This is a genomic window from Burkholderia stagnalis, from assembly GCF_902830275.1.
Taxonomy (GTDB): Bacteria; Pseudomonadota; Gammaproteobacteria; order Burkholderiales; family Burkholderiaceae; genus Burkholderia; species Burkholderia stagnalis.
Genome location: NZ_CADESW010000008.1, coordinates 58472 through 78851, shown reverse-complemented (window position 1 = coordinate 78851; position 20380 = coordinate 58472). Strand labels below are relative to the sequence as shown.

Here is a 20380-nt window from a genome sequence, read left to right as displayed (position 1 = left end):
GATCGCCGCCGATGCGGGGGAGCAGGCGGCCCGCGCAGCGCCCGGCAGTGACGTGCGGCGGCGGCCGATGCGCGTGCGGGCAGCGCGCGGCCGAATGCGATTGCCCGATGCGGGTTCGTCCGTTATCACGGAGGTCAGTATGCTGAACTGGATCAGCCGTTGGGCAATGCGCCACGCCCCCACGCCGGAGAAAACCGCCGCGTCGATGCTCGTCACTGCGCGCATGGAGCTGTTTGCCGCCGAGCAGCGCGTGATCGATGTCAAACTGCAGGCGGACTACTGGCGGACACGCGTGTCCTTTCTCGAGGAAGTGCAGAAGCAGGGCATCGAACCTTGGGTGAGCGCGCAGGCGTCGCAAAAGCCGGACGTCGAGTCCACTCCTCGCGGCACGGGCCCGCGTCTCGCCGCCAGCACCTGATGTCCGCGCGCGGCGCGCGATCGCTCGCGGCACGCAGCGGCGTGCCGCGTCATTCGGTGCACACCCGCGATGCGACGCGTCGCAGGTGGGTGCTTTCCTGACGTCGCCGGCACGCGCATCGCGTGCGCGGCGACGCTTCCTTCATCCCCGACATCCCCGGCATCGCCATCGTCAGCTCGATCCGTCGAGCCGGCCGGGATGACGCGCACCAAAACAAAAAAGCCTCATCCGTTTCCGGTGAGGCCTCGTGTCATGCAGTACGGCGCTCGATGCTGAAGCGCAAGCGCCTCCGGTGATCGACCCGTATGGGCGTTCACCGGTGTTTGGGGCGCGATGGTTCACGCGTCGTGCTGCGCGAGCCCGTTCACCAGCAGTTCGCTCAGCAGGCCCGTCATGCCGTTCGGATGCGTCGCCGCGCGCGCCTTGAGCTGCTCGACGAGATCCGCGTTGAGCTTGCACGCGAACGGCACGAGCCCCTGTTCCTGGTCGAGCTTGCGCTGCGCGCGGCGGTCGAGCTTCGCCGTGTCTTCGGCACCCTTGCCGAAGCGCGCGGAGCTCGACTGCTTCATCGCGTGCGTCAGCTTGAGCGCCTTGTTCTTCTCGAGATCGGTTTTTTTCATGGCCATCGCGGCACCTCCGGGGAAATGAAGCCGCGATTGTACGCATTTCGCCGGGCCGTGCGCGCGCGGCGGCGGCGGGGCGGCGTCACGGTGTCACGACGCCTTCGTCGTCCCCCAGTTGCCGCCGTGCGCGGCGGCCTGCGCGGCCGGCGAGCGCGCGAGGTACGCGAGCGCCTGCTCGGTCGAGCCTTCGTGGTGCGGCGTATAGCCGGGCTTGAAATAGCGCAGCGCCGCGCCGATCACCTTCCAGAACGACGGCAGGTGCCCGCGCCGCGCGCCTTGCGCCCACGCGCGCACGAAGCCCGGATAGCGGCCCGCGCCCGGGTCGCGCCGGTACATGAACTTCGCGCCCTTCGTGATGTAGTAGAGCAGCAGCACGATCACGAACGCCATGTGCACGCAGCGCTCCGGGTACGAGCCGCCGAGGTGGCGATAGATGTCGAACGCGACGGTGCGGTGCTCGACTTCCTCGGCGCCGTGCCAGCGCAGCAGGTCGACCATCGTCGGATCGGCGCGGCCTTCGTCGAGCCCGTGCGCGTTGAGCACCCAGTTGCCGAGATAGCCGAAGAAATGCTCGAGCGACGCGATCACCGCGAGCTGCTGGCGAAGCCAGAATCGCGTATGGCCGATCTTCAGCCCGAGCGGCGCTTCGCCGAGCACGCGCGTGAACAGCCGGTTGAGCCGCTGCGTGAACGGTTTCGTGTCGATGCCGTGCCGGTCGTAGTAGTGCTTGAGCACGCCGCCGTGCGAGCGCGAATGCACGGCTTCCTGGCGCAGGAAACCCTCGGCCTCGTCGCGCAGCCGGGCATCGGTGATGTGCGGCAGCGCCTTGTTATACACGCGGCAGAACCACAGCTCGCCTTCCGGAAACAGCAGGTTCAGCGTGTTGATGATGTGCGTGCTGCCGGGGTCGTCCGGCACCCAGGTGATCGGCGTCGCGCTGAAGTCGAACTTCACGTGGCGGGCCTTGATCGGGTGGTAGTCGGCGGGTGCGTTCATGCGTGTCTCCCTGTGCGGCGTTGTTGCTGTGTCGTTGCGCCGTCAATGCGATGCCATGCTGACGCGGGCGATGATCCGGCCGAGCCACGGCATGAAGCGGCCGACGAAGCGCAGCGCGTGGGCCTCCGTGCCGACCGCGACGACCGGCCGGTTGCGCAGCACGGCGTCGACCATCGCCTGCGCGACGGTGTCGGGTTTCAGCCCGCGCATCTGGTAGAGCTTCGTCGCGCGCTTGCGCAGGCGCGCTTCGTCCTGCGCATTGGCGCCCGCGTATTGCGTCGACGCCATGATTCCCGTTTCGGCGAAGCCGGGGCACACGGCCGTCACGCCGATGCCTTGTTCGGCCAGCTCCGCGCGCATGCATTCGCTCAGCATCAGCACCGCGGCCTTGGTCGTGGCGTACGCGGGCAGGTCGCGCGACGGCCCGAACGCGGCCGCCGACGCGGTGTTGACGATGTGGCCGCCCGTGCCGCGCGCGGCCATCTGCTGCGCGAACAGGCGCGAGCCGTGGATCACGCCCCACAGGTTCACGTGCAGGATCCGCTCCCAGTGCGCGGCGCTCGTGTCGAGGATGCCGCCCGCCATGCCGATGCCCGCGTTGTTGATCACGACGTCCGCGCCGCCGAGTTCGCGGCCGACCCAGCCGGCGAGCGCTGCCATTTCGTCCGCGGCCCCGACGTCGACGCGCCGCGCATGCGCCGCCGCGCCGATCAGCCGGAGCAGCAGCGCGGTGCGCTCGGCGCTCGCGAGGTCGATGTCGACCGCGACCACCGTCGCGCCTTCGCGGGCGAACGCCAGCGCCGCGCAGCGGCCGATCCCGCTACCCGCGCCGGTGACGACCGCGACTTTGCCGCTGAAGCGGCCGCTCGTCGCGCGGCGCCGCGCGTTCGCGAGCGCGGGCGGCTCGTCGCCGGATTCGACCGCGTCGATCAGCTGCTGCGCGAGGCCCGCGAAGCGCGCCGGATCGGCGAGCGGCAGCCAGTGGCCGGCGGCCACTTCGCGCCGGTAGTACTGCGGCACCCAGCGCGACAGGTCCTCGGACAGCGCCGGGCTCACGTACTTGTCGCCGAGCGGCACGATCGTCTGCACCGGCGCATGCGCGTAGCGCTCGCGCGGCGTGAACAGGCAGCGGATGAAGTTCGCGCGATACAGGCGCACGCCGCGCGCGCCGTCGTCGGCCTGCGTCGCGCGCGGCGCAACCGGCGTCTTCTCGATCCGGCGCAGCAGGCGCGGCCACGCGCGGCCGAGCCACAGCCGCCAGCCCAACTCGGGGATCAACGGCAGGTGGAACAGGTACACGTACCACGACCGCGCGAGCTGGCCGGCGAGCTTGCCGAGCGACGCGGGCGTCGGCCGCAGCAGGCGCTCGCGCAGCCAGTGGCCGACGTGGTCGAGGCACGGGCCGGAGCATGATGTGTACGACGCGATGCGGCCCGCGAGCCTCGGCTCGGTGACGAATTCCCAGCCCTGGATCGAGCCCCAGTCGTGCGCGATCAGGTGGACCGGGCGGCCGGGGCAGAGCGCGTCGATCACCGCGATGAAATCGTCGGTCAGCTTCGCGAGCCGGTAGTCGGCGGTGCGCGCGGGCGCGCTCGACAGCCCCGCGCCGCGCACGTCGTACGCGATCACGTAGTGCTGGCGCGCGAGCCGCGGCGCGACGTCCTGCCAGACGCTGCTGGTGTCCGGATAGCCGTGCACCAGCACGACCGGCGTGCGGGACGGGTCGCCCCAGGTTCGGACCGCGAGCGTCAGGTCGCCGGACGCGACCGCGGTTTCGGTGAACACGGAATCGAACAGGGCCAGCGGCGCTTCATCGGAAAGTGGCTGCATCGTGGGTCCGTACACGTTCGTTCGGAAAGGGGGGGAGCCGCGCGCCGCGTCAGGCCGCGGCCGGGGCGGCGGCGACGGCCGGCGCGGCCGGTACGAGCGCGGGCGTGCGCGCTGCCTGGCGGCGTGCCCAGCGGCGCACGTGCGGCAGGTCGTCATCGAGCCAGTACGCGTCGTCGTCGGTGATCACGAGCAGCTCCTCGAACTTCGCGCCGACGCCGGCGAAACCGAGGTGCGGCTCGACCGCCCACAGGCCCGGCACCGGCGCGTGCTCGGAGCGGCGGTCGATCGACCACAGCGGCGACCAGCCCTGCTGCTTCGCGGCGCGGCCCTGGTCGAGCAGCAGGTTGCGGGTGGCGTTCAGGCCGAAGCGCGCGACGAAGCGCGGCTTCGACAGCTTGTGGATCTTCGCGACGCGATGCGCGAGCACCTTGAACGGATACGCCTTGTGGCGCGGCTCGACGCCCTGTTGGCGGCACAGCGCGTCGACTTCCTGCGCGACCTCGGCCATCGTGCGGCGCGCCTTCACGAGCCGCACGATCAGCTCGCGGTGATCCATCAGGTCGTCCTGCAGCTGCTCGAGGATCGGGTTCGTGCCGAGGCAGTGCGCGTAGCCGACGTCGGCGACGATGCCGTCGAGCACCGGCGCGACGTCGAGGATCACCGGCATGTCGGGCTCGAGCTGGCGGTTGCTCGGGAAGAACGCGAGATTGAAGCCGCCCAGGTGCGTGAGGCCCGAGAAGCCGTCGAACGCGGTGCGGTTGCCGAACCACGCGAACGGCTTGTGCAGCCAGTCGCGCACGCCGTGGTCCTGCAGCCATTCGGCGAGCAGGCGCGCGGCTTCCTTCTCGGTGATGCCCGGATACAGCAGGCCGCCGACGGTCTCGACGCAGCGGTACGCGAGTTGCTGGACGGCGCGGAATTGCGCCAGTTCTTCCTGGTGGACTTCCGGCAGCGGATGGTCGGGCATGAGGTGTCTCCAGTGTCGACCGGCGTCGGCGCTTCGGCGCCGACTCGGGTCCCATGCAAAGCGAGGCGCTGATCCGGAACACGCCCGCCGCGCGTCGCCGCCGCAGGTTATTCAGTCAGCTTTTAATGCGCCATTGAATGATGTAACGATCATAGCGAATTCGGCCGAACATGCCAGTGTTTCGGGGTGAGGGCTTTTCCTAGGTCGGGCGGAGGGTGCCGTTGCGGGGTTTTCGCGAGCGGGCCCGGCGTGGAAGGCGGCGAGGCCGGTTCGGCCGGCGCGGGGCGCATCTAGTGGAATCCCTCCACGCAAATCGCGCTTCCCGGGCGGCCCCGGCATGTCGCTGCGGATCAACTCGATGTCGCATCGCGCGGCGACACGGACAATTTGCCGCAATATTTTCGCCAGATCATGCGTCCCCAATCCGTCGCCGCCCCGGCCCGGCCGGACGGATGAGCCGCAGGTACGCCGCGATGCGCGCCGCGCGTCGAGCAGGTTGGCGACCGAACCCGAATCGTCGTTTCCACGGAGAGAGTCCATGCAGCGCCGCACCTTCCTGAATACCCTTGCCGCGGCGAGCGCCGCGACGTCGCTGATGCTCAAGGCCGGCACCGCCGACGCGAAGAACGCGTCCGCGCCGGACGCGCTGGACCCGGGCCGCTGGTCGCCGTTCAACGCCGCGCGCCTGCAGGCGGTGCTCGACCGGCATGGCGCGGGGCGCGCGGGCTACGACGCGAAGCGGCGCCCGTACGCGGTGTTCGACTGGGACAACACGTGCATCATGAACGACTGCGAAGAGGCGTTGCTGATGTACCAGATCGACCATCTGCAGTACAAGCTGACGCCGGACGAATTCGTCGACGTGATGTGGCAGGACGTGCCGAAGGGCGCGTTCGCGAAGGACTACACGACGGTGGACGGCAAGCCGGTGACGATGGAGGATCTCGCCGCCGACGTCGAGGCCGACTATCGCTGGCTCTACGCGAACTACCAGGGATTCGGCGGCGGCAAGAGCCTCGACGAGATCCACGAGACCGATCAGTTCAAGGATTTCCGCGCGAAGCTGTACTACATGTACGACGCGATCTGCGACACGCATCCGCTCGAGATCGGCTACAAGTGGATCATCTATTTCTACCGGAACATGACGACCGCCGAGCTGCAGGCGATGGCGCAGGCGTCGAACGACCGCGCCATCGGCGACGCGCTGCGCAAGGTGAAGTACGAAAGCCCGAAGACGCTGCCGGGCAAGGCCGGCGTGGTCGCCGCCACGCATTTCCACGGCATCCGCATCCACGAGGAAATCCGCGGGCTGATGCACACGCTGCGCGCGAACGGCATCGACGTGTACGTGAGCACCGCATCGATCGACGACGTGGTGCGCGTGTTCGCCGGCCACCCGAACTACGGCTACGGCGTGCCGCCGGAGAACGTGATCGGCCTGCGCCTGGACAAGAAGGACGGCAAGTACGTGAGCCATTACCCGGACGGCTGGCACTTCAACTACGGGCCGGGCAAGACGGTCGGCATTCGCAACGTGCTGCAGGCGAGCAAGGGCTACGGCCCGGTGCTGGTGGCCGGCGACAGCGACGGCGACGCGTGGATGCTGCGTGACTTCAAGGACACTGCGGTGGGCGTGATCGTCAACCGGATGAAGAAAGGCGAGATCGGCGCGGACAGCAAGCTCGCGGCCGCGCAGATCGGCAGCCCGGACGCGCGCTTCATCCTGCAGGGCCGCGACGAGCACACGGGCCTGATGATCCCGGACGAGAAGTCGATCAAGTACGGCAAGACGGAGCGCAGGCTGCTGGCGTGACGCGCGGCCGTCAGCGTTCGCGCGGCGGCGCGAACCGGTCGAGCACGGCGTTCAGCAGGTCGACCGGCAGCGGGAACACGATCGTCGAGTTCTTGTCGGCGGCGATCGTGGTCAGCGTCTGGAGGTAGCGCAGGAGCCGACGCCGCGGTGTGCGCGGGGCCGTGATGACAGTTGCTAATAGTGCTGGGCACTGTCGTGAATTCGAAAAAAATCGGCCGCAACTGCGTTGCGGCAGCGTTCCGCTCATTCTGTTGCCGATAAGGGTGTGGCATGCAAGTCTCTGCTTGTCGGAGGCTTGCACCAATGTTTCTATGATGCGTCCTTTGGGGGGGAGAAACGGCGAGGCATGACCAAGCGCCTCATGTGCCGTCGCACGCTCTCCGAATGGAGATCGCATGTCATTTCATCTGGCAGTAGGCGGTGGTCGGCACTGCACGCTGTATTCGCGCGTTGAATATCGCTCATGCTGCCCTGTCGGCGCGCCGGGGGAAACCGCGGGAAAGACGCTCATCGAATCGGCTGTCGCGGGAGATCTGGCGCGCGATACCGCGCAACTGGCGCGCCTCTGCGATTTTCTTCGGAATTGCCATGTCGGGCACGACGCTCAACGCACGGAGCCGCTGCCACTGTTACGCGCATTGCAGCACGCCGTAAGCGGGGGCGACGTCATTGCGGTCGTCGAGCCGTTACGTTCATCCGGGGTGCCCAGTCGAATAGCCGATGACGGGCCGCGTCCGCGATCGATCACGTTCACGCCGTCTCAAATATTCAGGCGTGCGGTGGCCAGGCCAGCGGTCGGTCGGCAATTGCCGAGCAGCGGATGGAAAAGGCTCCGAGCCCAGGATGGAATTGCGATATGGTTTGCGAATCCGGGGGACGTACTGCCTGACGGTACGATCGCCAAGCCACTCGGAAGTGCGCAGGCGTTCGAATACAGTCGCGATGAACCGACCGGCGACGCGATGGCGCTGGCTGGTATTGATCGTGGCGACCTGTATGCTTGCGATGTGATTTCGGCGGAATGCAAAGGCTCCGTGTTGCGCGAGTTTCCGAGCCAGTATCTGGGCACGACGCTCAACGATATTCAGAGCGATGCGCGCAATGGTGTCAAGGACGCCCGAAAAGCACTCAAGCTCCTTAACGACAATCGGTTCAAGAAATAGGATCCAGCATGGCCCATTCAATATTCGACCTGCTGACGAAACTGGATGCTGCACACGTCGCTTACGCGCTCAGTCGTCACCGACCGGATTCCATCCTCGTTTCCGTAACCGTCGTCGGGCAACGTATCGAGATCGACGTATTCGACGACGGGCACATGGAAATCTCTCGATTCGTGGGGAATGAAGACATCGAGGGCGGCGCCGAGTTGATAGATTCCATTTTGGCGTCGGCTGCTTGACGCGGAAGAGGATGCCGGCAGCATCCACGAGTGCGTGCCGGCCTCGAATCGCATGGGGAAAATTGCTCCGAAACGCTAGCGCGCATTTCTGTCGGGGCATTGCATAGCAGATCAGCCGTCAGCGAACTGCATCAGCGTTCGCGCGGCGGCGCGAACCGGTCGAGCACGGCGTTCAGCAGGTCGACCGGCAGCGGGAACACGATCGTCGAGTTCTTGTCGGCGGCGATCGTGGTCAGCGTCTGGAGGTAGCGCAGCTGCATTGCCTGCGGCTGCTGCGCGAGCCGCTGCGCGGCCTGCAGCAGCTTCTCGGACGCCTGCAGCTCGCCTTCCGCGTGGATCACCTTCGCGCGCCGTTCGCGCTCGGCTTCCGCCTGCCGCGCGATCGCGCGCACCATCGTCTCGTTCAGGTCGACGTGCTTTATTTCCACCGTCGACACCTTGATGCCCCACGCGTCGGTTTGCGCGTCGAGGGTCTTCTGGATATCGGCGTTCAGCTGCTCGCGTTCGGCGAGCAGTGCGTCGAGCTCGTGCTTGCCGAGCACCGAGCGCAGCGTGGTCTGCGCGAGCTGGCTCGTCGCGTCGAAGAAGCGCGCGACCTGGATCACCGCTTTCTCCGGATCGACCACGCGGAAGTACACCACCGCGTTCACCTTCACCGACACGTTGTCGCGCGTGATCACGTCCTGCGCGGGCACGTCGAACACGACCGTGCGCAGGTCGATGCGCACCACCTGCTGGACCACCGGGATGATCAGCACGAGCCCCGGCCCCTTGACCTTCCAGAAGCGGCCGAGCATGAACACGACGCCGCGCTCGTACTCGCGGAAGATGCGGATCGACGACGCGACGAGCAGCACCGCGAAGACGATCAGCAGGCTGCTGAAGCCGAAGGTGTAGCCGATCATGGTTTTTCTCCTTTGTCGACCGCCGTTGGCGCTTTAGCGTCTACGGCGGTCCCACCCACGCGGGAGTCGGCCGTCGCTGGCGCTTCAGCGCCTACGCCGCTCCCACGCAGCGCGGCTTCCGGCCGGTCATACAGCGGCGCGACCGTGAGCATCAACCCCTGGCGGCCCGTCACACGCACGCGGCAGCCCGCCGCGAGCGGCGCATTGCTCGCGACCCGCCAGCGCTCGCCGTGCACGAGCGCCCAGCCGGCGGCAGACGGCGCAGGGCCGGCCCCCGTATGCGGCTGGTCGGGCACGAGGCCGTCGTCGAGCACCTCGCCGATGCTGCCGACCATCGCTTCCGCGCCCGAGACGACCGGCCGGCGCCGCGCGCGCAGCGCGAGGCTCGACACGCCCGCGACGAGCAGCCCGCCGCCGAGCGCGAGGCCCGCGATCAGCTGCCACGGGATGCCGTAGCCGGGCACGTCGGTATCGATCAGCATCAGCGCGCCGATCGTGAACGACGCGATCCCGCCGAAGCCGAGCACGCCGAAGGTCGGCAGGAACGCCTCGGCGACGAGGCACGCGAGGCCGAGCAGCACGAGGCCGAGGCCCGCGTAGTTGATCGGCAGCAGCTGCATCGCGAACAGCCCGATCAGCAGGCAGATCGTGCCCGCGAGCCCCGGCAGCACGAAGCCGGGGTTCGCGAATTCGAAGAACACGCCGTAGATGCCGATCGTCAGCAGGATCAGCGCGACGTTCGGATCCGCGATGATCGACAGGAAGCGGCTGCGCCAGTCGGGCTCGACGACGACGAGCGGCGCGTGCGCGGTCGCGAGCCGCTGCGCGCCGGCGGAGGTCGTCACGGTGCGGCCGTCGAGCTGGCGCGCGAGGTCGGCCGGATCCTGCGCGATCAGGTCGACCACGTGCTGCGTGCGCGCCTCGGTCGCCGACAGGCTGACCGCCTCGCGCACCGCGCGCTCGCCCCATTCCGCGTTGCGGCCGCGCAGTTGCGCGAGGCCGCGGATGTACGCGGCGGCGTCCTGCATCGCCTTGCGGATCTCGGTCGATTGCGTGTCGGACGGCAGCGCGGCCGATGCGGCCGACGCGCCCGATGCAGGCGACTTGGGCGACACGCCGGTCGGCGACGGCGGGTTGCCCCCGGGCGGGCCGCCGCCGATGCCGAACTGGACCGGCGACGCCGCGCCGAGGTTGGTGCCCGGCGCCATCGCCGCGACGTGGCTCGCATACACGATGTAGGTGCCCGCGCTCGCCGCGCGCGCGCCGCTCGGTGCGACGAACGCGGCCACCGGCACCGGCGAGCCGAGGATCGCCTTGATGATCTGCCGCATCGACGTGTCGAGGCCGCCGGGCGTGTCAAGCTGCAGGATCGCGAGCGGCGCGTGCTCGCGCGCCGCGCGGCCGAGCGAGCGGACGATGAAGTCGGCGCTGGCCGGCCCGATCGCGCCGTTGATCGGAATCACGATGACGGGCGGGGGCGCGGCAGGCGCGTTGGCGGCAGGCGGCGCCGCGGCCACCGCGCAGACGACGAGCAGCGCCGCGAACAGCGCGGCGCGCGCGACCCGCGCCGGCAGCGGGTGAGGAAGATGGCGGCCCGACGCGTCGTGCGTCGGCAGGTGCCAGGAACGGTGAAAGCGCATCGGGGCGTCCGGGCGGCGCGCGAGTGCACGCCGTCCGGCCCGCAGGAAGGGCGCTGGCCCGATGTTTAAAGATTAGGCGGTTTCCGCGCAAAGCGCGATGACGCGCGCCGCCGCGCGGGCCGTGCGATCTCAGCCCGTGCCCCCCGTGCGCCCGAGCGCCTCGTCGCGAAACTCGGCCGGGCTGCGCCCGCTCCACTTGCGGAACGCGCGGTAGAACGCGCTCGGCTCGGCGAAGCCGGCCGCCGCGGCGACGTCGGCGATCGTGCGCGACGGATCGGCGAGCGCCTCGAACGCGAGGTCGCGCCGCAGCGCATCCTTGATCGACTGGTACGCGTGGCCTTCCTGGTGCAGCTTGCGGCGCAGCGTCGCCTCGGCCACGTGCAGCCGCGCGGCCATCTGCCCCGCGCCCGGCCACGCGGCGGGCGGCATGCCGCGCAGCACCGTGCGCACGCGCTGCGCGAGCGCGTTCGGGTTGCGGTACTTGACGATGAAGCTGGCCGGCGCGTTGCGCAGGAACGTCTTCAGCGTCTTCGGGGTCTGCACGACCGGCAGCGCCGCGAATTCGGGATCGAAATCGACATACGAATCGGGCTGGTTGAAGCGCATGTCGTCGCAGAACATCGACGGGTACTCGTGCTCGGCGGGCGGCGTGTCGCAGCGGAAGCTCGCGTGCAGCAGCGGAATGCGGCGGCCGATCAGCCAGCAGGTGAGCCCGTAGACGATGATGAAATAGGTCGCGTACGTGAACATCGCGGGCGTCGCGCCGTTGTTGCGGTGCACGAAGCGCAGCCGCACGCGCTGCGGGTTCGCGTCGAGTTCCGCATGCAGGTCGTCGAGCACGCAGTGCATGAAGTTCATCGCGCGCGCCATCGCACGCAGCCCGTCGCGCGCGGTGAGCGCCGCCTGGCTCATCGCGATGAAGCTGCCGCTCCTCATCGGGTGGCGGTCCTGGCCGAAGAACTCGTCGTCGAGCGTGCGCGCGATCGCGTTCCACAGCGCGCCGTACTGCTGCGCGGACACCCGCGCGCGCGGCTGGTCGAGCAGCGCCGGCGCGATGCCGGCCTGCGCGAGCAGCGGCTCGGCCGCGACGCCGCGCCGCGTCGCGAGCGCGACGCTGTACGCGACCAGGCTGATCGCGATGGTTCCCTTTTCTTCCTGCTTCATCGACTGCGCTGGTGTGGCAAAAACGCTCAGTGTAAATGAGCGGGGCGAGCATCGAACAGTAGCGCACGCTTGCCTACACTTGATTCATCCAAAACTGAACGCGGCCGCGCGACGCGGGCCGCCGGGAGACAGCAGCGCCATGGACGAGCTTTACACCGAAGACCAGCGGATGATCCGCGACGCCGCGCGCGCTTTTGCCACCGAGGTGCTGGCGCCGCACGCCGCGCAGTGGGACCGCGACGCGCACCTGCCGGACGAGGTGGTCGCGCAGCTGGGCGAACTGGGCCTGCTCGGGATGATCGTGCCGCAGGAGCTGGGCGGTTCGTACACCGACTACGTCGCCTATGCGCTCGCGATGGAGGAGATCGCCGCCGGCGACGCCGCGTGCGCGACGATGATGAGCGTGCACAACTCGGTCGGCTGCGGGCCGATCCTCGGTTTCGGCACGGCCGCGCAGAAGGATCGCTGGCTCGCCGAGATGGCCGCCGGCCGCACCATCGGCGCGTTCTGCCTGACCGAGCCGCAGGCCGGCTCCGAGGCGCACAACCTGCGCACCCGCGCCGAGCTGCGCGACGGCAAGTGGGTGCTGAACGGCGCGAAGCAGTTCGTGACCAACGGCCAGCGCGCCGGCATCGCGATCGTTTTTGCCATCACCGATCCGGAGGCCGGCAAGCGCGGCATTTCCGCGTTCCTGGTGCCGACCGACACGCCGGGCTTCATCGTCGGCAAGCCCGAGAAGAAGATGGGCATCAAGGCGTCCGACACCTGCCCGATCACGTTCGAGAACTGCGCGATTCCCGAGGAGAACCTGCTCGGCGCGCGCGGCGAAGGGCTGAAGATCGCGCTGTCGAACCTCGAGGGCGGCCGCATCGGCATCGCCGCGCAGGCACTCGGCATCGCGCGCGCCGCGTTCGACAAGGCGCGCCGCTATGCGGGCGAGCGCGTGCAGTTCGGCAAGCCGCTCGCCGAGCACCAGGCGATCCAGCAGAAGCTCGCCGACATGGCCACGCAGATCAACGCCGCACGCCTGCTCGTGCATCACGCGGCGAAGCTGCGCACGGCCGGCCTGCCGTGCCTGTCGGAAGCGTCGCAGGCGAAGCTGTTCGCGTCGGAGATGGCCGAGCGCGTGTGCTCGGACGCGATCCAGATCCACGGCGGCTACGGCTATCTCGCCGATTACGAAGTCGAGCGCCACTACCGCGACGCGCGCATCACGCAGATCTACGAGGGAACCAGCGAAGTGCAACGGATGGTGATCGCGCGGCAGTTGCAGGCGTGATCCACCGCAACGGCCGCATGCCCGCGAGCACATAAAACAACGGGGCATCAACAGGAGACGACACGATGACGGTACAGGCATTCCTGGACGCACGCGACTTTCTGCTGCGCCATCGCACCGACTACGAAACCGCTTACCGCGATTTCCAGTGGCCGGCGCTCGACACGTTCAACTGGGCGCTCGACTACTTCGACGCGATGGCGCGCGGCAACGACCAGCCCGCGCTGTGGATCGTCGATGCCGCGACCGGGCAAGGCGACCCGTATTCGTTCGCGCAGATGTCGGAGCGCTCGTCGCGCGTCGCGAACTGGCTGCGCGGCATCGGCGTCGTGCGCGGCGACCGGATCCTGCTGATGCTGCCGAACCGCGTCGAGCTGTGGGACGCGATGCTCGCCGCGATGAAGCTCGGCGCGGTCGTGCTGCCCGCCACCACGCAGCTGTCGGCCGACGACGTGCGCGACCGCGTGCAGATCGGCGGCGCGACCTACGCGATCGTCGACGAGAACGAAGCCGCGAAATTCGAGCAGCCGGGCCTCGGCCTCAAGCACAAGATCGTCGCCGGCGCGCCGCGCGCGGGCTGGCTCGCGATGAACGACGGCTACGCGGCGCCCGCCGCGTTCACGCCGGACGGCGTCACGCACGCGAGCGATCCGATGCTGCTGTATTTCACGTCGGGCACGACGTCGAAGCCGAAGCTCGTCGAGCATACGCACCGCACCTATCCGGTGGGCAGCCTGTCGACGATGTACTGGGTCGGCCTGCAGCCGGGCGACATCCACTGGAACATCAGCTCGCCGGGCTGGGCGAAGCATGCGTGGAGCTGCTTCTATGCGCCGTGGAACGCGCAGGCGTGCGTGTTCGCGTTCAACTATGCGCGCTTCGAGCCGAAGGTCGTGCTCGATGCGATCGTCAAGCACCAGGTGACGACGATGTGCGCGCCGCCGACCGTGTGGCGGATGCTCGTGCAGCAGCCGCTCGCGTCGTTCGACGTGAAGCTGCGCGAGATCGTCGGCGCGGGCGAGCCGCTGAACCCGGAAATCATCGAGCGCGTGAAGAAGGCGTGGGGCATCACGATCCGCGACGGCTACGGCCAGACCGAGACCACCTGCCTGATCGGCAACTCGCCGGGCCAGCCGGTGGTGGCCGGGTCGATGGGCCGCCCGATGCCCGGCTACCGGATCGCGCTGCTCGACCCGGACGGCGCGCCGGTGAGCGAAGGCGAGGTCGCGCTGCCGGTCGGCGCGGGCGCCGAGCGCCCGGTCGGCCTGATGAAAGGCTATGCGAACAACCCCGACGCCACCGCGCACGCGATGCGCGACGGCCACTACCGTACGTCCGACATCGCGATGCGTCGCGACGACGGCTACTTCGTCTACATCGGCCGCGCGGACGACGTGTTCAAGTCGTCCGACTACCGGCTCAGCCCGTTCGAACTCGAAAGCGTGCTGATCGAGCATCCGGCGATCGCCGAGGCGGCGGTCGTGCCGAGCCCGGACCCGGTGCGGCTCGCGGTGCCGAAAACCTTCATCACGCTGCGCCAGGGCTACGAGGAAAGCCCGGCGCTGGCGCTGGAGATCTTCCGCTTCTCGCGCGAGAAACTCGCGCCGTACAAGCGCATTCGCCGCCTGCAGTTCGCGGACCTGCCGAAGACGATCTCCGGGAAGATTCGCCGCGTCGAGCTGCGCCGCCGCGAGATCGAGCGCGGCGACGACGCGAGCGCGCGCATGCCCGGCGAATACTGGGAAGAGGATTTTGCGGCTGAGCTGAAATGATCGCGGCGCGTGCCGCCCGCGATCGAACCGAACCGGCCGCCTGCGCGCGATGTCGCGCGGCGGCTCTCCCAAGGAGAATCAACTGATGAACGCGAATCCGACGCCCCAGGCGGGGCAACACGCACCGACGGTCAAGCTGCTGATCGACGGCGCATTCGTCGAATCCGCCACGAACGAGTGGCGGGACATCGTCAACCCGGCGACGCAGCAGGTGCTCGCGCGCGTGCCGTTCGCGACGGTCGCCGAAGTCGACGCGGCCGTGCAGGCCGCGCAGGCGGCGTTCGCGACGTGGAAGAACACGCCGATTTCCGCGCGCATGCGCATCATGCTGAAGTTCCAGGACCTGGTGCGCACGAACCTGCAGCGGATCGCGAAGACGCTGACGGCCGAGCAGGGCAAGACGCTGCCCGACGCCGAAGGCGACATCTTCCGCGGGCTGGAAGTCGTCGAGCATGCATGCTCGGTCGGCACGCTGCAGCTCGGCGAGTTCGCGGAGAACGTCGCGGGCGGCGTGGATACCTACACGCTGCGCCAGCCGCTCGGCGTATGCGCGGGCATCACGCCGTTCAACTTCCCCGCGATGATTCCGCTGTGGATGTTCCCGATGGCGATCGTGTGCGGCAACACGTTCGTGCTGAAGCCGTCCGAGCAGGACCCGCTGTCGACGATGCAGCTCGTCGAGCTCGCGGTCGAAGCCGGCGTGCCGAAGGGCGTGCTGAACGTCGTGCACGGCGGCAAGGAAGTGGTCGACGCGATCTGCACGCATCCGCTCGTGAAGGCGATCTCGTTCGTCGGCTCGACCGCGGTCGGCACGCACGTCTACAAGCTCGGCAGCGAGCACGGCAAGCGCGTGCAGGCGATGATGGGCGCGAAGAACCACGCGGTGGTGCTGCCCGACGCGAATCGCGAGCAGACCCTCAACGCGCTGGTCGGCGCGGGCTTCGGCGCGGCCGGGCAGCGCTGCATGGCGACGTCGGTCGCGGTGCTGGTCGGCGAGGCGCGCGACTGGCTGCCCGATCTCGTCGCGAAGGCCAAGCTGCTGAAGGTCAACGCGGGCGCCGAAGCCGGCACCGACGTCGGCCCGGTCGTGTCGCGGGGGGCCAAGGCGCGCATCCTGTCGCTGATCGAAGCGGGCGTGAAGGAAGGCGCGAAGCTCGAACTCGACGGCCGCGACGTGAAGGTGCCCGGCTACGAGAGCGGCAACTTCGTCGGCCCGACGATCTTCTCCGGCGTGAAGACGGACATGTCGATCTATACGCACGAGATCTTCGGCCCGGTGCTCGTCGTGCTGGAAGCCGACTCGCTCGACGACGCGATCGCGCTCGTCAACGCGAACCCGTTCGGCAACGGCGTGGGGCTGTTCACGCAGAGCGGCGCGGCCGCGCGCAAGTTCCAGAGCGAGATCGACGTCGGCCAGGTCGGCATCAACATCCCGATTCCGGTGCCGGTGCCGTTCTTCAGCTTCACCGGTTCGCGCGGCTCGAAGCTCGGCGATCTCGGCCCGTACGGCAAGCAGGTCGTGCAGTTCTACACGCAGACGAAAACCGTCACCGCGCGCTGGTTCGACGACGACGCGACGGCGGGCCCGGTGAACACGACGATCCGTCTGCACTGACAGTTCAAGGGAGGCTGCAATGAAGATCGGTTTTATCGGCCTCGGCCACATGGGCGCGCCGATGGCGCTGAACCTGCTGAAGGCCGGCCACGAAGTCCATGCGTTCGACCTGAGCGCCGATGCGCTGCGCGCGCTGCAGGACGCGGGCGCGCAGGTGGCCGGCTCGCCGCGCGACGCGGCGGCCGGCGCGGCGTTCGTGATCACGATGCTGCCGGCCGCGCCGCACGTGCGCTCGGTGCTGACCGGCGAGAACGGCGTGCTGGCCGGGCTCGGCGCGGGCGCGACGGTGATCGATTCGAGCACCATCGACCCGGCGAGCGCGCAGGCGTTCGGCGCGCTGGTGCGCGAGCACGGCGGCGCGTTCGTCGATGCGCCGGTGTCGGGCGGCACGGGCGGCGCGGCGGCCGGCACGCTGACCTTCATGGTCGGCGGCAGCGACGCGGATTTCGAGCGCGTGAAGCCGGTGCTCGCGGGAATGGGCAAGAACATCGTCCATTGCGGCGCGACCGGGATGGGGCAGGTCGCGAAGGTCTGCAACAACCTCGTGCTCGGCATCTCGATGGCGGCCGTGTCGGAAGCGATGTCGCTCGGCGTCGCGCTCGGCATCGACCCGAAGGTGCTCGCGGGCATCGTCAACACGTCGACGGGCCGCTGCTGGAGCTCGGACACGTACAACCCGTATCCGGGCGTGATCGACACCGCGCCGTCGTCGCGCGGCTACACGGGCGGCTTCGGCACCGACCTGATGCTGAAGGATCTCGGCCTCGCGAACGACGCGGCGAAGCAGGCGCGCCAGCCCGTCTATCTCGGCGCGCTCGCGCAGCAGCTCTATCAGGCGATGAGCAGCCGCGGCGACGGGCAGCTCGATTTCTCGGCGGTGATCCGCCTCTATCAACCGGCCCCGAAGAAGGACGCGCAATGATCGAACTGGACTACGTCGACGACGGCGCGATCGCGCGCGCGACGCTCAAGCGTCCGCCCGCGAACGCCTTCACCGCCGACGGGCTGCTGCAGATGCAGCAGATCGTCGCCGAGCTCAACGCGAACCCGCGCGTGCGCGCGCTCGTGATCACCGGCGACGGCCCGAAGTTCTTCAGCGCGGGCGCCGACCTGAACACGTTCGCCGACGGCGATCCGGCGGTCGCGCGCGCGATGGCGATCCGCTTCGGCACCGCGTTCGAGACGCTCGCCGAAGCGCGCTTCGTGACGATCGCGGCGATCAACGGCTATGCGATGGGCGGCGGGCTCGAATGCGCGCTCGCATGCGACCTGCGGATCGCGGAGACGCATGCGCAGATGGCGCTGCCCGAGCCGTCGGTCGGGCTGCTGCCGTGCGGGCTCGGCACGCAGACGCTGCCCTGGCTCGTCGGTGAAGGCTGGGCGAAGAAGATCATCCTCGCCGGCGTGCGCGTCGATGCGGCCACCGCGCTGCGGATCGGCCTCGTCGAGGACGTGGTCGACAGCGGCGCGGCCCGCGACGCGGCGCTTGCGCTCGCGCGCAACGTCGCGCGGCAGAGCCCGCACGCGGTGACCTACAGCAAGGAACTGATCGGCCTCGCGCGCCGCGGCGTGCCGCGCAGCGCGGCGCTCGCGGTGGAGCGCGAGCGCTTCGTCGACCTGTTCGACACGAACGATCCGCGCGAAGGCGTGGCCGCGTTTCTCGGCAAGCGCGCGCCGAACTGGCAACCCGACGGAGAGCAAGGCCGATGAGCACCCCGATCACGACGCACGACGCGCTCGCGCAAGCGGCGCCGGACGTGCTGTTCCGCGTGCTGAACCGCGTGGCGCTGATCACGCTGAACCGGCCGGCCGCGCTGAATGCGCTGTCGCACGAGATGGTGCGCGAGCTGGCGGCGCTGCTCGCGCGCTGCCGCGACGACGACCAGATCGTCGCCGTGGTGCTGCGCGGCGCGGGCGAGAAGGGCTTCTGCGCGGGCGGCGACGTGCGCGCGCTGCACCAGATGGCGGCGCGGCGCGATGCGTGGCTGCCGTTCTTCGTCGACGAATACCGGCTCGACTACGCGATCCATACGTTCCCGAAGCCGGTCGTCGCGCTGATGGACGGCATCACGATGGGCGGCGGGATGGGGCTTGCGCAGGGCGCGGCGCTGCGCGTGGCAACCGAGCGCAGCAAGATCGCGATGCCGGAGACGCGCATCGGCCTCGTGCCGGACGTCGGTGCGACGCATTTCCTCGCACGCATGCCGGTCGAGCTGTCGCTGTACGTCGGGCTGACCGGCGCGATGCTGTCGGGCGCCGATGCGCTGACCGCGAAGCTCGCGGATCTGTGCGTGCCGTCGGCATGGCTCGACACGTTCGAGACGCGCATCGGCAACGTGAAATGGGACGGCAACGTGCTCGCCGCGCTGCGCAGGGTGTTCGAGCCGCCGTGCAACATCGTGCCGCACGCGACGCTGGCGAGCCAGCTGCCGTGGATCGTCCGCCATTTCGACAAGCGTTCCGCGGTCGAGCGGATCGTCGCGACGCTGCGGCAGGAACTCGTGCGCGACGAGCTGACGCGCGAGCATCGCCAGTGGCTGCAGGCGACGCTCGACGCGCTGCTCGGCCATTCGCCGACGATGCTCGCGGTGACCCGCGAGGCCCTGCTGCGCGGCCGGCAGATGACGCTGGCCGAATCGTTCCGGATGGAGCTCGGGATCGTCGCGCGGTCGATCGAGGAGGGCGACTTCCGCGAAGGCGTGCGCGCGCACCTGATCGACAAGGATCGCAAGCCGCGCTGGGCGCCCGCGTCGCTCGTCGAGCTGCGCGCCGAGCGCGTGCGGCACTTCCTCACGTCGCCGTGGAAGCTGTTCGCGCATCCGCTCGTCGATCTCGGCGGCGCGTAACGACCGGACGCGCCGTGCGGCGCGTCGGGTCCATCTCATTGCATCATTTCGTTTCGTCCTCGCGCGCGATCATCGGCGGAATCGCCTGCACGAGCGCGTCGATCACGCAGCGCGTCTTGCGCGGCAGGTAGCGGGTTTTCGGCCAGATTGCATGGATGTCGCCTTCGCAGACGAAGCAGCGGTCGAGCACGACCACCATCTCGCCGCGCTTCACGTAATGGTCGAGCAGCCAGCTCGGCAGCCACGCGATTCCGAACCCCGACGCGCCGGCCGCCGCGATCGCCTGCACGTCGTCGAAACTGAGCTGGTGCTGCATGTCGACGCGTACCGTCGAGCCGTCCGGCGCGCGCAATTCCCACGGCTGCGGCACCCCCGAACGTGAATAGGCGATCGTCCGGTGATGCTTCAGGTCGTCGAGCGACTTCGGCATCCCGTGGCGCGCGAGATACGACGGGGCCGCGCCGAGGCTGCCGTATTGCGTGCCGAGCCGTCGCACCGCGAGGCTCGTGCTGTCCGCGAGCGTGCCGATCCGCACCGCGAGGTCGATGCCTTCCTCGACGAGATCGACGAAGCGGTCGGTGATCGACACGTCGATCCGCAGGTGCGGATAGGTGCGCGCGAGGTCAAGCACGATGGGCGTCACGCAGTGATGCCCGAACGCGAGCGGCACGCTCAGCCGCAGCTTGCCGCGCGCCTCGTGGCGGCCGCAGTCGAGATCGGCCTCCGCCGCTTCCAGCTCCGCGAGCGCGCGCACGCAGCGGTCGTAGTACGCCTGGCCGTCGTCGGTCAGGCTCTGGCTGCGCGTCGTGCGCTGCAGGAGCCGCGCGCCGAGCCGCTTCTCGAGCCGCGCGATCGCCTTGCCGACCGCCGAGCGCGTCATGTCGAGGCGCTCCGCCGCGAGCGCGAAGCTGCCGGATTCCACCACCTGCACGAAGGTCGTCACGCCGTCGAGTTTGTCGGTCATCGTTGGTGAGTGTCTATTGGTTCCTGGGAGTCCCGAGTCATGCGAAGCAGATGACTCAATGGGGAGCAAGATTCTCACTATAGTACCGACTCCCGTTCATCGCGTGCGACGCCGCGGCCCGTGCGCAGCGAACGCCCTGTTCG

At 69.1% G+C, this 20380-nt stretch carries 18 protein-coding genes and 1 pseudogene; 10 read left to right on the top strand and 9 right to left on the bottom strand.

What is annotated here, in order from left to right; translation table 11 throughout:
* The first annotated feature begins 139 nt into the window (after positions 1-139).
* Complete coding sequence (locus tag HWY45_RS16270; RefSeq protein WP_059562423.1) at positions 140-418, top strand: hypothetical protein; 279 nt, start codon at positions 140-142, stop codon at positions 416-418.
* Positions 419-756: 338 nt separating this feature from the next.
* On the opposite strand, the gene HWY45_RS16265 is transcribed toward HWY45_RS16270, so the two are convergent.
* The 4 genes from HWY45_RS16265 to HWY45_RS16250 form a co-directional block, all read right to left on the bottom strand.
* Positions 757-1044, bottom strand: a complete 288-nt coding sequence (locus HWY45_RS16265) for a hypothetical protein (protein ID WP_059562427.1) — start codon at positions 1042-1044, stop codon at positions 757-759.
* 87 nt (positions 1045-1131) lie between these two features.
* Positions 1132-2037 carry a metal-dependent hydrolase gene (locus HWY45_RS16260; RefSeq protein WP_059562430.1) on the bottom strand — a complete coding sequence of 302 codons (906 nt, stop codon included), beginning with the start codon at positions 2035-2037 and terminating at the stop codon, positions 1132-1134.
* 42 nt (positions 2038-2079) lie between these two features.
* Positions 2080-3867: an SDR family oxidoreductase gene (locus HWY45_RS16255; RefSeq protein WP_059884704.1), complete on the bottom strand. Its 1788-nt coding sequence runs from the start codon at positions 3865-3867 to the stop codon at positions 2080-2082.
* 49 nt (positions 3868-3916) lie between these two features.
* Entirely contained in the window at positions 3917-4834 is a 918-nt protein-coding gene (locus HWY45_RS16250) for a M24 family metallopeptidase (RefSeq protein ID WP_059884706.1), read from the bottom strand.
* 538 nt (positions 4835-5372) lie between these two features.
* Between HWY45_RS16250 and HWY45_RS16245 the strand changes: the two genes are divergently transcribed.
* Complete coding sequence (locus HWY45_RS16245) at positions 5373-6650, top strand: HAD family hydrolase (protein ID WP_059801648.1); 1278 nt, start codon at positions 5373-5375, stop codon at positions 6648-6650.
* 10 nt (positions 6651-6660) lie between these two features.
* Here the strand turns inward: HWY45_RS16245 and HWY45_RS16240 are convergent.
* Positions 6661-6798: pseudogene (locus HWY45_RS16240) on the bottom strand (slipin family protein); the annotation flags it as partial.
* Positions 6799-7045: 247 nt separating this feature from the next.
* On the opposite strand from HWY45_RS16240, the gene HWY45_RS16235 reads away from it, so the two are divergent.
* Positions 7046-7813, top strand: a complete 768-nt coding sequence (locus HWY45_RS16235) for a hypothetical protein (protein WP_150998580.1) — start codon at positions 7046-7048, stop codon at positions 7811-7813.
* A gap of 8 nt (positions 7814-7821) precedes the next feature.
* Entirely contained in the window at positions 7822-8052 is a 231-nt protein-coding gene (locus HWY45_RS16230) for a hypothetical protein (RefSeq protein ID WP_059562444.1), read from the top strand.
* Positions 8053-8183: 131 nt separating this feature from the next.
* Here HWY45_RS16230 and HWY45_RS16225 read toward each other — a convergent pair whose 3' ends face one another.
* The 3 genes from HWY45_RS16225 to HWY45_RS16215 all read right to left on the bottom strand — a co-directional run bounded on the left by HWY45_RS16225 (position 8184) and on the right by HWY45_RS16215 (position 11761).
* Positions 8184-8957, bottom strand: a complete 774-nt coding sequence (locus HWY45_RS16225; RefSeq protein ID WP_059562449.1) for a slipin family protein — start codon at positions 8955-8957, stop codon at positions 8184-8186.
* Positions 8954-10597: an NfeD family protein gene (locus HWY45_RS16220; RefSeq protein WP_230946829.1), complete on the bottom strand. Its 1644-nt coding sequence runs from the start codon at positions 10595-10597 to the stop codon at positions 8954-8956. Before HWY45_RS16220 ends, HWY45_RS16225 begins: the two co-directional genes overlap by 4 nt.
* A gap of 129 nt (positions 10598-10726) precedes the next feature.
* Entirely contained in the window at positions 10727-11761 is a 1035-nt protein-coding gene (locus HWY45_RS16215) for an AraC family transcriptional regulator (protein WP_059884710.1), read from the bottom strand.
* 139 nt (positions 11762-11900) lie between these two features.
* Between HWY45_RS16215 and HWY45_RS16210 the strand changes: the two genes are divergently transcribed.
* The 6 genes from HWY45_RS16210 (at position 11901) to HWY45_RS16185 (ending at position 19273) form a co-directional block, all read left to right on the top strand.
* On the top strand, positions 11901-13040 hold the full coding sequence (locus tag HWY45_RS16210) for an acyl-CoA dehydrogenase family protein (protein WP_059884712.1): 1140 nt from the start codon (positions 11901-11903) through the stop codon (positions 13038-13040).
* A gap of 65 nt (positions 13041-13105) precedes the next feature.
* Positions 13106-14812, top strand: coding sequence for an AMP-binding protein (locus tag HWY45_RS16205; RefSeq protein WP_059801646.1), 1707 nt, complete (start codon positions 13106-13108; stop codon positions 14810-14812).
* 85 nt (positions 14813-14897) lie between these two features.
* Positions 14898-16427: a CoA-acylating methylmalonate-semialdehyde dehydrogenase gene (locus tag HWY45_RS16200; RefSeq protein WP_059884789.1), complete on the top strand. Its 1530-nt coding sequence runs from the start codon at positions 14898-14900 to the stop codon at positions 16425-16427.
* Between the two features lie 19 nt (positions 16428-16446).
* Positions 16447-17349 (top strand): 3-hydroxyisobutyrate dehydrogenase, encoded by a 903-nt coding sequence (gene mmsB / locus HWY45_RS16195; protein WP_059801645.1) that lies wholly within the window; start codon positions 16447-16449, stop codon positions 17347-17349.
* Positions 17346-18137, top strand: a complete 792-nt coding sequence (locus HWY45_RS16190; RefSeq protein WP_059884714.1) for an enoyl-CoA hydratase — start codon at positions 17346-17348, stop codon at positions 18135-18137. Before mmsB ends, HWY45_RS16190 begins: the two co-directional genes overlap by 4 nt.
* Positions 18134-19273, top strand: coding sequence for an enoyl-CoA hydratase/isomerase family protein (locus HWY45_RS16185; protein ID WP_059884716.1), 1140 nt, complete (start codon positions 18134-18136; stop codon positions 19271-19273). The genes HWY45_RS16190 and HWY45_RS16185 overlap by 4 nt, the downstream gene beginning before the upstream one ends.
* Before the next feature lie 43 nt (positions 19274-19316).
* On the opposite strand, the gene HWY45_RS16180 is transcribed toward HWY45_RS16185, so the two are convergent.
* Positions 19317-20237, bottom strand: coding sequence for a LysR family transcriptional regulator (locus HWY45_RS16180; protein ID WP_059801639.1), 921 nt, complete (start codon positions 20235-20237; stop codon positions 19317-19319).
* Positions 20238-20380: the final 143 nt, after the last annotated feature.